The organism is Lysobacter changpingensis (assembly GCF_017308985.1).
Classification (GTDB): domain Bacteria; phylum Pseudomonadota; class Gammaproteobacteria; order Xanthomonadales; family Xanthomonadaceae; genus Lysobacter_J; species Lysobacter_J changpingensis.
Genome location: NZ_JADWPE010000008.1, coordinates 149247 through 161331 on the forward strand (window position 1 = coordinate 149247; position 12085 = coordinate 161331).

At 70.8% G+C, this 12085-nt stretch carries 13 protein-coding genes; 3 read left to right on the plus strand and 10 right to left on the minus strand.

The window, feature by feature from the left end; genetic code table 11:
* Nucleotides 1-753 (plus strand): SDR family oxidoreductase, encoded by a 753-nt coding sequence (locus I4U41_RS18065; protein WP_206862563.1) that lies wholly within the window; start codon nt 1-3, stop codon nt 751-753.
* 117 nt (nt 754-870) lie between these two features.
* On the opposite strand, the gene I4U41_RS18070 is transcribed toward I4U41_RS18065, so the two are convergent.
* Nucleotides 871-1803 carry a TolB family protein gene (locus I4U41_RS18070; RefSeq protein WP_206862564.1) on the minus strand — a complete coding sequence of 311 codons (933 nt, stop codon included), beginning with the start codon at nt 1801-1803 and terminating at the stop codon, nt 871-873.
* 47 nt (nt 1804-1850) lie between these two features.
* On the opposite strand from I4U41_RS18070, the gene aroE reads away from it, so the two are divergent.
* Nucleotides 1851-2726, plus strand: a complete 876-nt coding sequence (gene aroE / locus I4U41_RS18075; protein WP_320415217.1) for a shikimate dehydrogenase — start codon at nt 1851-1853, stop codon at nt 2724-2726.
* 10 nt (nt 2727-2736) lie between these two features.
* A complete protein-coding gene (locus I4U41_RS18080) occupies nt 2737-2997 on the plus strand; it encodes a YkgJ family cysteine cluster protein (RefSeq protein WP_206862566.1) in 261 nt (86 codons plus the stop codon).
* Between the two features lie 248 nt (nt 2998-3245).
* On the opposite strand, the gene I4U41_RS18085 is transcribed toward I4U41_RS18080, so the two are convergent.
* The 9 genes from I4U41_RS18085 to I4U41_RS18125 form a co-directional block, all read right to left on the minus strand.
* Nucleotides 3246-4499: a DUF58 domain-containing protein gene (locus tag I4U41_RS18085; RefSeq protein WP_206862603.1), complete on the minus strand. Its 1254-nt coding sequence runs from the start codon at nt 4497-4499 to the stop codon at nt 3246-3248.
* Nucleotides 4500-4549: 50 nt separating this feature from the next.
* Nucleotides 4550-4984 (minus strand): DUF2628 domain-containing protein, encoded by a 435-nt coding sequence (locus I4U41_RS18090; RefSeq protein ID WP_320415218.1) that lies wholly within the window; start codon nt 4982-4984, stop codon nt 4550-4552.
* 33 nt (nt 4985-5017) lie between these two features.
* Entirely contained in the window at nt 5018-6013 is a 996-nt protein-coding gene (locus I4U41_RS18095; protein WP_206862567.1) for an AAA family ATPase, read from the minus strand.
* Between the two features lie 22 nt (nt 6014-6035).
* Nucleotides 6036-7172 (minus strand): DUF4350 domain-containing protein, encoded by a 1137-nt coding sequence (locus I4U41_RS18100; protein WP_206862568.1) that lies wholly within the window; start codon nt 7170-7172, stop codon nt 6036-6038.
* The gene (locus tag I4U41_RS18105) at nt 7169-8899 is read right to left on the minus strand and encodes a DUF4129 domain-containing protein (protein WP_206862569.1); all 1731 of its coding nucleotides are present in this window, start codon (nt 8897-8899) and stop codon (nt 7169-7171) included. The genes I4U41_RS18100 and I4U41_RS18105 overlap by 4 nt, the downstream gene beginning before the upstream one ends.
* Complete coding sequence (locus tag I4U41_RS18110; RefSeq protein WP_206862570.1) at nt 8896-9906, minus strand: stage II sporulation protein M; 1011 nt, start codon at nt 9904-9906, stop codon at nt 8896-8898. The genes I4U41_RS18105 and I4U41_RS18110 overlap by 4 nt, the downstream gene beginning before the upstream one ends.
* A 148-nt stretch (nt 9907-10054) precedes the next feature.
* The gene (locus I4U41_RS18115; protein WP_206862571.1) at nt 10055-10735 is read right to left on the minus strand and encodes an RDD family protein; all 681 of its coding nucleotides are present in this window, start codon (nt 10733-10735) and stop codon (nt 10055-10057) included.
* The gene (locus I4U41_RS18120; RefSeq protein WP_206862572.1) at nt 10735-11247 is read right to left on the minus strand and encodes an RDD family protein; all 513 of its coding nucleotides are present in this window, start codon (nt 11245-11247) and stop codon (nt 10735-10737) included. Before I4U41_RS18120 ends, I4U41_RS18115 begins: the two co-directional genes overlap by 1 nt.
* Before the next feature lie 80 nt (nt 11248-11327).
* Entirely contained in the window at nt 11328-11867 is a 540-nt protein-coding gene (locus tag I4U41_RS18125) for a gamma carbonic anhydrase family protein (protein WP_206862573.1), read from the minus strand.
* Between the last annotated feature and the right edge of the window lie 218 nt (nt 11868-12085).

Sequence of the window (12085 nt, forward strand, 5' to 3'; positions counted from 1 at the left end):
ATGCAACCCAAACGAATCGCCATCGTCACCGGCGGCAGCCGCGGCATCGGCGCTGCGACCGCGAAGCTCGCGGCGGGCGCCGGTTACCGCGTGTGCATCGCGTATCGCCATCGCGAGCAGGACGCGAACGACGTGGTCGCCGCGATCGCGCGCGAAGGCGGCGAAGCGATGGCGGTGTGCGTCGACGTCGGCCGCGAGGCGGACGTGATGCGGTTGTTCGAAGAGGTCGACCGCCGTTTCGGCGAAGTCACGGCGCTGGTGAACAACGCGGGCATCCTCGAACGGCAGATGCGCGTGGAAGAGATGGACGCGGAGCGCCTCACGCGTGTGTTCAACGCGAACGTCGTCGGCAGCTTCCTGTGCGCGCGCGAAGCGGTGCGGCGCATGTCGACGCGGCATGGCGGTCACGGCGGCGCGATCGTCAACGTGTCCTCGGTCGCCGCGCGGCTGGGATCGCCGAACGAGTACACCGACTACGCCGCGTCGAAGGCGGCGATCGACACGCTTACGGTCGGGCTGGCGAAGGAAGTCGCGGCCGAGGGCATCCGCGTCAACTGCGTGCGCCCGGGCTCGATCTACACCGAGATCCACGCCAGCGGCGGCGAGCCGGGCCGCGTGGATCGCGTGAAGGCGCGCATCCCGATGCAGCGCGGCGGCGAAGCGGAGGAGATCGCGCGCGCGATCGTGTGGCTGCTGTCGGACGAGGCGTCGTACATGACGGGCAGCCTGGTGGATGTGGCGGGCGGGCTTTAGCTCCCAGCCACGTCCGACGAAAACGCTTTTTGTAGCCCGGGTAAGCGAAGCGCACCCGGGGCCCGGCGCGCTACCCGGGTGCGCTTCGCTTACCCGGGCCACAAGAGCGCCTGGACATCACTCCACGCACCCCGCCTTCCCTTCCACCGCCGGCGCCTTCATCCGGTAAACATCCAGTTTCCCCGCGCGCGGCGACTTCGCGGTGCCACTGACGAGCAACTCGCCCGGCTTGTTCCAGTCCACCGCGGGACCCAGCGTCGTCGCGTCCGGCGTGTTGAACGACAGCGCCAGCGGCCCCGCGTCGGCGTAACGCGCGCCATCGCAATGCGCGAGGAACAACCGCACCGGCTTCGTCGCCGGGTCCTGCGAGCGCGCAATCACCAGCGTGCGGCCGTCGCCGAGCCATGCGGCGTCGAACTCGTCGGCCTTCGTGTTCACGCCAGGCACGGGCTTCGCATCGACGAACGCGTTGCCATCCCACCGCGCGACGAACAGATCGTGCCCGCCCGCGCCGCCGTGGCCATCGCTTGCGAACAGGAGCGACCGGCCGTCGCGCGCCGGCGTCGGCGCCCATTCGTCGCCGCGCGTGTTGACGCCGCGACCGAGGTTCCGTGGCGTGCCGAAACTGCCGTCGGCGTTCACCGCCGCGCGATACAGGTCGTCGCCGCCCACGCCACCGGGGCGGTTGGAGAAGAAGTACAGCCAGCGACCGTCCGCGCTGAACAGCGGGTCGAAGTCGTTCGCCTTCGAATTGAGCGGCAGCGGACGGGCGTCCTGCCAGCGGCCGTCCTTCAGGCGCGCCTGCCACAGATCCCAGCCGCCCGCGCCGCCTTCACGATCGGTGCTGCCCCAGACGATATGCTGGCCGTCCGGGCTGACGCTGCCGCGGATCTCGCTGGCCCTGGTCGACACCACGCCCATGCCTTCGATGCCGAACTCGGACAGGAAGGCCGCAGCCGGCCCGGACAGCGCGATCGCGCACGCCACGCCGGGCGCCAGGATGTGCCGGAACCGGCGGCGCCTTCGAACCAAGGCCGGGACGTGTGGCATCGTGCGTCTCCTGAGTGTGTGAACTCCAGTCTATGCGAGGGTCCCCCGTGTCCAACTTCGCCTCCGTCGCAAATCCGGCCGCGGTCAAGCGCTTCGCCGTCATCGGCCATCCGGTCGCGCATTCGCTGTCGCCGCGCATCCACGCGGCGTTCGGCCGGCAGGCGGGCATCGCGCTGGAATACACCGCGATGGACGCGCCGCCGGAGTTGTTCGACGCGATCGTCGCGGAGTTCGCGGCCGAAGGCGGCCTCGGCGCCAACGTCACGCTTCCGCACAAGAACCGCGCGGTCCCGGTCTGCACGACGCTGACCGAACGCGCGCGCCGCGCCGGCGCGGTGAACACGCTGGTGCGCACCGCCACCGGCTGGGAAGGCGACAACACCGACGGCGTCGGCCTGGTGCGCGACCTCACCGAACGCCAGGGCCTGGACCTGCGCTCGCGCCGCACGCTGCTGATCGGCGCCGGCGGGGCCGCGCGTGGCGTCGCGCCGGCGTTGCTGGATGCGGGGATCGGCGATCTCTACATCGTCAACCGCACGCCCGAGCGCGCCGATGCGCTGGCCGACGCGCTGGCGATGCCCGGCCGCGTGCACCCGCGTTACCTGCGCGACGTCGACACGCTGGGCACGTTCGACCTGATCGTGAACGCGACCTCCGCCGCGCGCGCCGACGGCCTGCCGTCGCTGCCGATCGCGCTGGCGAATCCGCGCACCGCGGCGGTGGACCTGAGCTATGGCGAGGTGGCGATTCCGTTCCTCGCCTGGGCGCGCGCGGCCGGCGCGCACGACTGCATCGACGGCCTGGGCATGCTGGTGGAACAGGCGGCGGAAAGCTTCCTGCGCTGGCACGGCGTGCGTCCGGAAACGGACGAGGTGTACGAGATCCTGCGCGAACATCGCGCCGAACTCGTCACCGCCGACTGAGCAAACCGTCATGGACTGTCGCGCCGGCTGCGGCGCGTGCTGCATCGCGCCGTCGATCAGCTCGCCGATTCCGGGAATGCCGCATGGCAAACCCGCCGGCATGCCGTGCGTGCAGCTGGACGACGAGTATCGCTGCCGCTTGTTCGGCTCGCCCGAACGGCCGGCGTTCTGCGCGTCGCTGCGGCCCCAGGCGGAGATGTGCGGGGGGTCGCGTGAGGCGGCGATGGAGACGTTGCTGGAGCTGGAGCGGTTGACGCGGCCGGCGGGGTGATTGGGCGAGATCGGGGCTGTGCGAATTTCACCGCACCCGTTTTTGTAGCCGGGTAAGCGAAGCGCACCCGGGTTCGAAGCACCGGAGCGCTACGGAGCGCTGTACGGCTCCCCGGGTGCGCTCCGCTTACCCGGGCTACAAGAGCGGCACCGTCTTCCCGAGAAGATCGTGGAGCCGTCGATGGAGTGCCCCGAAGCGGGAGCGCAAGCGGAAACAAAACCCCCATCGCCCCACACCACGGACAACCCCTACAACAACCCGTCCCGCTTCACCGCCAGATACCGCTCCACCAGCGACGCCGCAAGCTCGTTGCACGCCACGTCCAGCACCATCACGCCATGGTTGCGCAGCGCCTCGTGCGCCGCGTTGCGCTGTTCCAGGTACTGCGCCGTCGCGCCCGCGCGGATCGCGCCCGGGAGGTCCTGCACCGGTTCGGCCAGCGCCGCGTCGAGCGAGCCTTCGCGCAGACTCGCCACGCAGACCAGGTGCCGCTTGCGCAGCATCGTCACCGCCGCGAGCAGGTCGTCCATGTCCTCGTCGCGCAGGTTCGTCACCAGCATCACCAGCGAACGCCGCCGCTGCCGCACCGACAGATCCGTCGCCGCGGCGAGGAAGTCCGTCGCCACCGGCTGCGGCTGCAACGCGTAGGTCGCGCGCAGCAGTTCGTCGATCGCGCCCACGCCGCGGCGCGGCGGCACCCACGCGCCGGCGCCGCCGCTGGCGAGCAGGCCCACCGCATCGCCCTGCCGCAGCGCGAGATACGCCACCACCAGCGCCGCATCGAGCACGTGGTCGAAATGCGCCAGCTCGCCGTCGCGCGCGAGCAGGCGGCGGCCGGTGTCGAGCAGCAGCACCAGTTGCTGGTTCTTCTCGTCCTGGTACTCGCGCGAGATCAACCGGCGCGCCCGCGCCGTCGCCTTCCAGTCGATCTGCCGCAGGCTGTCGCCGATGCGGTATTCGCGCATCTGGTGGAAATCGGTGCCTTCACCGCGCCGCCGCCGCAGATGCGCGCCCACCAGCCGCGACGCCTGCTCCGCGCTGAACATCGCGAACTTCGCCAGCGGCGCGAAGTTGGGGAACACCCGCACGTCCTGCGCATCGCCCGCCACGCGCGACTGCCACCATAGCCGCAGCGGCGAATGCAGGCGCAGTTGCACGCCGTCGAAGCGGAAATCGCCGCGCGCATTGGCGCGCAGGTGGTAGTCGAAGCTCGCCTGTTCGCCGCGACGCAGCGACAGGCGACGCGGCAATCCCTGCATGCGCCAGCCGCCGGGATGCAGGTCGAACACGTCCAGGCGCTGGCGTCCGGCGCCTTCGAGCACAAGCGTCACCGGCCGCTCGATGCCGATCGGCCAGGTATCGGCGAGACGCCGTTCGACATGCGGCGTCGGCGCGCGCCAGAGCAGCGCGAGATCGAGCAGCAGCAGGCCCAGCAGCGCAAGGCCGGCGAGCGTCCACGAATGCGCCGTCGCCACGCCGAACGCCACCGCAAGCCCGTGCATCGACCACAGCACGAACAGTGCGAGCGCGACCGGCGCGGGGCGAGGCAATGCTAGAACCACGGCTCCTCCCCGAGCACCTTCTTGCGGTAGTACAGGATGCCGGCGCGCATCGCGTACACGGCCGCGCTGCCGTAGCCGGCCGCCTTGCCCAGGAAGTCCAGCCCGGCCAGCGCGGCGATGAACGCGATGAGGAACGCGACGCCGAAGTAGGCGATCGCCGGCCGCCACAAACCCTTGCACAGGTAATAGATCGGGCCGAAGAAGAAGCCCAGGACACTGAAGTTGATCGACATGCGCTCGCCGAACGTGAGATCGCGCAGGTGCGGCAGCTCGGGGCCGCCGGCCTTGTCGATCAGCCGGAAGCGGCGCTTCCACGTGGCCGACACGCGCAGCGCGTCGATCGCGTCGCGTTCCGGGCGCGGCGCCGCGGCGGCGTCCGCGCGGGACATCGGCGCGACTTCATACGGGTTGTAGGACTCGTTCACGCGTTCGCTCCTTCGATCGGTGGGTGGATGCGCTTACTTCCGCGGCGCCTCGACCTTCGCCAGCAACGCGTGCAGCACGTCGTCCGGCGACTGGCCTTCGATCTGCAGCTCCGGCGCCAGCGCGATGCGATGGCGCAGCGCGGGCTTGGCGATCTCACGGACGTCGTCGGGCGTGACGAAATCCCGGCCCGACAACACGGCCTGCGCGCGTGCCGCACGCACCAGCGCGAGGCTGCCGCGCGGGCCGGCGCCGAGCGCGATGCCGGCCCAGTCGCGCGTCGCGGCGACGATGCGCACCGCGTAGTCGATCACCGCATCGTCCACGGCGACCCGCGCGGTGCCGGCCTGCATGGCGACGATCTCCTGCGGCCCGAGCACGCGCGCCACCTGCGACAGGTCGAAGTCCGACGCCGCGCGGCCCTGGCTCACCGCGGCGACCATGCGCTTCTCGTCGGCGCGCGTGGGATAGCCGATCAGCACCTTCAGCAGGAAGCGGTCCAGCTGCGCTTCGGGCAGCGGGTACGTGCCCTCCTGCTCGACCGGGTTCTGCGTGGCGAGCGTGAGGAACGGCGGCGTCAGCTGGAAGCTGTGGCCTTCGATGGTGACCTGCAGTTCCTGCATCGCCTCCAGCAGCGCCGACTGCGTCTTCGCCGGCGCGCGGTTGATTTCGTCGGCCAGCAGCAGGTGGGTGAACACCGGGCCGCGACGGATGTTGAACGTCTCGGTCTTCGGGTTCCACACGGCGTGGCCGCTGATGTCGCTGGGCATCAGGTCCGGCGTGAACTGCACGCGCGCGAAGCTGCAATCGATCGCTCGCGACAGCGCGCGCACCAGCAGCGTCTTGCCCAGGCCCGGCACGCCTTCGATCAGCACGTGGCCGCCGGCGAGCAGCGCGATCAGGATCTGGTCGAGCGCCGCTTCCTGTCCGATGAAGGCCTTGCCGACCTCGTCGCGCACCGCGGCCGCACGCGCGGCCAGGGCTTCGCCGGTGATCGGAACGAGGGGAGCGGGAGCGGCGTCGGCGTTCATGGTGTGGTTTCCCGGTCGAAAGTCAGAGTGAGTTGCGCATGCGCATCAGCAGCGCGATGCGGCTGCGGAACGCGGCGTGGTCGCGCGCGATGGGCGTGGAGAGGGCGTCGCGGATCTCGCCCGGCGACAGGCCGAAGCGTTCGGACAGCATCGCCGCCTGCGCATCGCCTTCCAGCGCGGCGGCCTGCGGATCGCGACGGCGAAGGCGCGCGAGGAAGGCCTTGCGCGCGGCTTCGTGCAGCAGGTGCGCGTAGCCGTAGCGGTAGACGTGTTCGCCGCTGGCGGTGACGTGCTCCAGCAGCGAGCGCCGCTCCACCGCGGGCGAGGCCAGCAGCGGGCCGAAGCGCTGCGAGCGCCGCCACAGCCACGCCAGCAGCGCGAGCAGCAACGGCAGCCAGATGCGCCAGTGGTCGCGCGCCAGCGTCATCCAGAACGACGGCATCCGCGCTTCGTAGATGAGGTGCACGGTGCCGGCGCGGTAGTTCGGATCGAGCAGCTGCCGCGTCAGCGCGATGTGCGGACCGTCCTTCAGCGAATCGTTGTCGAGGAAATCGAAGTCGGACAGCACGTCGAGCGTGCCGCGCCCGTGCGGAACGCGTACGAAGACGTAGCCGATGTCCGGCTCGCCCCAATGCAGCGACGCGGTCGATTCGAGGTCCTCGACGTCGAGGCGACGGCCGCGGCAGAACTCGACGTGCGGATCCTCGCCTTGCACGTCCAGGCCGGCGCAGAGCTGGTCGGAACGCGGATACACCCCGAACGCCTCGAGCACCGGCAGCGGTTGCTCCAGGTCCAGCGGTCCCGGCGGTGGCGTGCGCAGCAGCAGGTGGCCGCCGCGCTCGACCCATTCCAGCAGCGCGGCCGAGTCCTTCGCGGTGAGCGTGCGCGGGTCGTTGTAGAGCAGCACGGTGTCGCGCGGTCCGAGCGTCACGCCGTCCAGCTGCAGGCGCGCGCGCGCCTGCGCCTTCACGCCGTCGGCGATCAGCGCCAGCTTGAGCACGTACAGCGGATTGCGCCTGGCCTCGCCGGTGCGCGGCAGGTCGACCCATTCCTCGGTGCGTTCGTAATTGTGCTGCCACCACGCGTAGCCGGCCGCCAGCGCCGCGAGGACGGCGACGGCGAGGAGCGCGATCAGTCCGTGCCTGCGCGTGAGCCTCATGCGGGCACGCTCGCATCAGGACGTGCGGAGGCGCTCCAGCCGAAACGCGCGGCGAGCTCGCCCAGCAGTACCTCGAAATCCTCGCCCGCCGGGAAGCTGTGCGCGTATGCCGCGTACTGCCACGTGCGCACCGCGCGCGCGAAGGCGTCGCGATCCTCGCCGAGCGGCAGCTTGCGCGAGGCGCGCAGCACTTCGGCCTCGGTCGCGCCGGGTACCAGCACGGCCTGCGTGCGCGCGACCATGGTCTCGACGCTGGCGCGGTACAGCATCGCGAGCGCCTCGCGCTGGCGACCTTCGCGCCACAGGCGGCGGATGGCGGAGGGAATGTCTTCCGGCAGCGGCGGCGGTGGTTCGTCGGCGCGATCGCGGCGGACTTCGTCGGGCTCGCGGCCTTCGCGCGCGAGGCCGCCGCGGAACCACGCCAGCCAGCGCGGCGCGGTCACCGCGAGCACGACCGCCAGCGCGGCGAAGACGATCCACAGGCCGTACTCGCCGATCATCGCGAGGAATTCGCCCAATGCGCGCAGCGGCGGCGCATCCGGCGTCTTCTTCGGCTCGTCCTTCTTCGCGTTGCGCTTCTTCCACGACACGACCTTGCGCTTGGGCGTGACGGTCGGGTCCGCGTACGCCCGCTTCACCGCGCGACGCAGGCTGGCGTCGCCGGCGAGCGCGCGTCCGCTGCCGTTCGCGACGCCCTGCCCGCCGGCGGTGCCGACGCCACCGGGCGAGGCGATCGTCGGCGGCGGTGCGGGCTGCGGCGTCATCTGCGCGTGCACGCCCTCGCGCAGGCCGGTTTCGTCGGCGACCTGGCCGAAGACCTGTTCGAGCGTGACGCGCGGCGCTTCGTCCGAGTCGTCGGCCTGGGCGACGACGCGTTCGCCGTCGCGCACCTCGCCTGCATCCTGCGCGTGTGCGCCGCCCGGCGCGAATGCAACGGCCAGCGCGAGCAGCAGCACCATCGGCGTCGCGCCGCGCAGCAGGCGATCGCGCAGGCGGCGCAGGGCGAGTTCGATGTCCCACGCCTCCACTTCGGTGCGGCGGTTGAGGTACAGGCCGAAGCCCGCGCCGACGTAGAACGGTTCGATCAGCGTCGCGGCGATCCACGCGAGCGCGTTGGAAAGCAGGCCGATCCACGGCGGCGATTCGCGCAGCACGGCCCAGGCGCGCGTCATCGTCTGCTGCACGTAGTCGTCGGGCACGAACACCACCGCGAGCGTCGCCACGCCCACGTACACCGCCAGTTCGAAATGCAGGCACACCAGCGTGACCAGCATGCCGACGCCGTTGACCGGCGCACCGAGCGCGCGGCGGCGTTCGCGCGCGTCCTGGCCGCGCGCGCCTTCGAGCAGGTCCACCGGCAGGTTGATCGAACGCAATGGGCTCAACCGCCGCCACAGCAGGTATGCGGGCAGCCACGACCGGCCCCAGCTACGCTGCGCCGCGAGCGTCTGCCGGGTCGTCGGCACGTCGCCGAACACCGCGCGCGACAGCACGAACAGCGGGATGCGGTCGAACGCCGGCTTCAGCCACCACATCAGCAATCCGCCCAGCCACAACGCATCGAGCGACCACGCCAGCGCGTTGCACAGCGCGAACAACGGCAGCGTGAGCAGCAGCCACGGTTTCCAAATGGCCGCCGCATGGCGGCGCACCAGCGCGGTGCCGAGCTCGACCGCCTCCCACGGCGTGCGCGGACGCAGCGCGACGGTGAGCGATTCGATCCTCATGCGCCCGCGTCCTCCACCGGAAGGTGCCGGCCGCCGAGCAGCAGCCACGCGAGGGTGAGCGTCCACAGCGCGCCGCCGACGCTGTACTTGATCCACGCCGGCATCCACGCGATCGACGACCAGAACGCTTCCACGAACGCGGCGAACACCAGCATCGCGAACACGCCCACGCACAGCAGCGCGCCGCGTCGTCCACTGGCGACCAGCGCGTCCACGCGCCGGAGCTGGCCGGGCGCGATCAGCGACAGTCCGAGCCGCAGGCCGGCACCGCCGGCGATGACTATCGCGGTCAGTTCCGGTGCCGAATGCGCGGCGACGAAGCGCCAGAACGGATCGCCATGTCCCACCGCCTGCAGGTGCCCGGCGACGCCGCCCATCATCACGCCGTTGGTCAGCAGGACGACGATCGCGCCGATGCCCGCGAGCAGCCCGCTGGCGAAGGTGCGGAAACCGATGCTGACGTTGTTCCACACGTAGTGGCCGAACATCGCGACGTCCGTGCCCGAATCGCGCCCGAGCTTGCGCGCGGGATCGGCCGGGTCGTACATGCGTTCGAACTGCATCAGCTGCACGGGATCGAACAGCGAGGACGACAGCTCCGGCTGGTGCTGGATCGCGGCGAAGATGATCACCGCCGGCAGCCACAGCAGCACGAACGCGGCGAGCATGCAGCCGCGTTCGGCGCGCACCAGGCGCGGGAAGCCGGCGATCAGGAATTCCGCGGCGCGGCGCCAGCGCGGCACCGGGGTGCGGTACAGCAGTCCGTGGCCGCGATGCATCAGCGCCTGCAGCCGGTCGGTCACCACCGGGCTGTAGCCGCGACGACGCGCGAGCGCGAGCTGCTGGCACAGGCGGCGATACCGCGATGGCATGTCGGCGTCGTGCAGGCCGTGCCAGTTGCGCCGCTCCGTGCGCGCCTTGCGCGCGCTCTCGCCGCGCGCGTCGAGCCAGTGCTCGAAGGCGATCCATTCGGCCTGATGGCGCTGGACGAAGTGTTCCTGCTTCATGGCGGTTGAAGCCGGGATTCGGGATTTGGGTTTCGGGATGCGATGTCGCGATCTGCGGGACAGCCGGATTCCGTTGCGTCGCGCAGCAGCCCGCAGCCACGCGACGGCGCATTGCGAATCCCGAATCCCCGATCCCGGATCACGGCTCTCACCTCCGCCCCAGCAACCAGTTCGCCATGCGATACAGCCGCGTGACCGCGAGCGTGCCGCGCGCGCCGGTGAGCGGTTCGGCGAGGTCCGCCAGTTCCGCCTGGCGCGCTTCGCTCAGGCGCGGGCCGCGTTCTGCGAAGGCGACCAGCGCCGCCTGTTCGTACGGACGCAGCGCGATCGACGGCGCCATCGCGGCATCGACGGCCGCCGGCTGCGGTTCGCGCGGGCGGGCCTCGTGCACGACCAGCGTGCCGGCGACCATGTCGCCCAGGCGTCGGCCCCAGGGATCGAGCAGGCTCGACACCAGCCCGGTGGCGTAGGCGAGCGGCAGCATGTCGACCACGCGGAGCAGGTTGCGCGTGAACGCCGCGAGCCAGCCCACCGGCGCGCCGTTGGCGGCGATCACGCGCAGGCCGAGCGAGCGCTTGCCCGGCGTGCGGCCGTCCCACATCGCCTCGAACACGATCGGATAGAACCAGTACACCAGGAACATCCCCACCGCGTAGAAGCCCATGCCGCCGCGGCCGAACGCGCCCAGGAACATGCCCATCACCATCATCACGGCCATGCGTATGAGGAAGTCGACCAGCCACGCCAGCGCGCGCGGCACCGGGCCGGCGGCGGGCAGGTGGAGGGCCACGCCCTCCGGCGTCACGACTTTCCGGTACGTGTCGAGCATCAGACGTTGACGACCATCGTGTCGCAGATGAGGTCGTGCAGGCAGCGGCGTTCCTCGCCGAAGATCCACAGCACGTTGGCCAGCGAGAACACCCAGCCCACGTACGGAATGCCGCCGATCAGGCCGGGCACGAAATAGCGCAGCACGATCATGCGACGCAGGCCCGCGCGGCTGCCGTCGGTGCGCACCACGCGCATGCCCATCGCGCGCTTGCCGATGCTCTGGCCTTCGCGGTGCATCAGCACGCACCAGTAAACGAAGAGCGCGATCACGCACACCACCGAGAACATGATCAGCGAGCCACCCAGCGCACCGATGCCGCGCTCGGGCTTGTACCGCAGCAGGCCGATGAAGGCCGGCAGCAGCAGCGCGAGATAGATGCCCAGGTCGATCAGGTAGGCGACCAGGCGACGGCCGCGATCGGCGGGTTCCAGCCCTGCCTCGTGATCGGCCGGCGCGACGACCTGCGCGGCGGGCGCCGCATAGGGATTGCGATACTCGAAACCTTCCATGTAGTCCCCATTGCGTTCGCGATGCCGTCCCGGCACCGGTGGATGCGGCGATCGCGGCCCCCTGCCCGACCTGCCGCCCGCTACCCGGTCATGCCGAGGTAGCGGTCCTTCAATCGTACATAGTGCGCGGCGCTGTAGTGCAACTGTTCGATCTCGCGGTCGTCCAGCCGGCGGACGAAGCGCGCCGGACTGCCCAGCCACAGCTCGCCCTCGCCGACCTGCTTGCCCGGTGCGATCACCGCGCCCGCGCCGACGAAACCGTGCCGGTGCACGCGCGCCCCGTCGAGGATGCGCGCGCCCATGCCGACCAGGCAGAAGTCGTCGAGCGTGCAGGCGTGCAGGATCACGCCGTGGCCGATGGTGACGTCGTTGCCGACCACCGTCGGCAGCCCGCCCGGCCGCGTGTACGGCCCCTCGTGGGTGACGTGGACGATCGTCCCGTCCTGCACGCTGGTGCGCGCCCCGATGTGGATGGAATTGACGTCGCCGCGGATCACGCAACCCGGCCAGACGGACACGTCGTCGCCGAGCGTCACGTCGCCGATCACCGTCGCCGCCGGGTCGATGTAGACGCGTTCGCCGAGGGTGGGAAAGGCGTCGAGGTAGGGGCGCAGGGTCATGCGGGGAAGTCTAGCGCGGGGTTGGGGATTCGGGATTCGACAACAGCTTTCAGACGTCATTCCTGCGCTGCGGGGAGCCAGTGACTCGTACGGCCAAGGACACGCCGGTTTTGCGAATCCCGAATCCGGCATCCCCATTCACAACCCGACCGTCCCGCCCCCCGCCGTGCGCCGCTTTCGCCCCTCCGGAGCGCCATGGCGCGGGACTACACTCGTCC

Bases quoted from the DNA above. Each gene is read 5' to 3' on its own strand.
- I4U41_RS18105 (WP_206862569.1), bottom strand. From the start codon at position 8,899: ATGAGGATCGAATCGCTCACCGTCGCGCTGCGTCCGCGCACGCCGTGG.
- I4U41_RS18070 (WP_206862564.1), bottom strand. From the start codon at position 1,803: ATGCCACACGTCCCGGCCTTGGTTCGAAGGCGCCGCCGGTTCCGGCAC.
- I4U41_RS18095 (WP_206862567.1), bottom strand. From the start codon at position 6,013: ATGAACGCCGACGCCGCTCCCGCTCCCCTCGTTCCGATCACCGGCGAA.
- I4U41_RS18065 (WP_206862563.1), top strand. From the start codon at position 1: ATGCAACCCAAACGAATCGCCATCGTCACCGGCGGCAGCCGCGGCATC.
- I4U41_RS18100 (WP_206862568.1), bottom strand. From the start codon at position 7,172: ATGAGGCTCACGCGCAGGCACGGACTGATCGCGCTCCTCGCCGTCGCC.
- I4U41_RS18125 (WP_206862573.1), bottom strand. From the start codon at position 11,867: ATGACCCTGCGCCCCTACCTCGACGCCTTTCCCACCCTCGGCGAACGC.
- I4U41_RS18085 (WP_206862603.1), bottom strand. From the start codon at position 4,499: ATGCACGGGCTTGCGGTGGCGTTCGGCGTGGCGACGGCGCATTCGTGG.
- I4U41_RS18110 (WP_206862570.1), bottom strand. From the start codon at position 9,906: ATGAAGCAGGAACACTTCGTCCAGCGCCATCAGGCCGAATGGATCGCC.
- I4U41_RS18115 (WP_206862571.1), bottom strand. From the start codon at position 10,735: ATGCTCGACACGTACCGGAAAGTCGTGACGCCGGAGGGCGTGGCCCTC.
- I4U41_RS18120 (WP_206862572.1), bottom strand. From the start codon at position 11,247: ATGGAAGGTTTCGAGTATCGCAATCCCTATGCGGCGCCCGCCGCGCAG.
- I4U41_RS18080 (WP_206862566.1), top strand. From the start codon at position 2,737: ATGGACTGTCGCGCCGGCTGCGGCGCGTGCTGCATCGCGCCGTCGATC.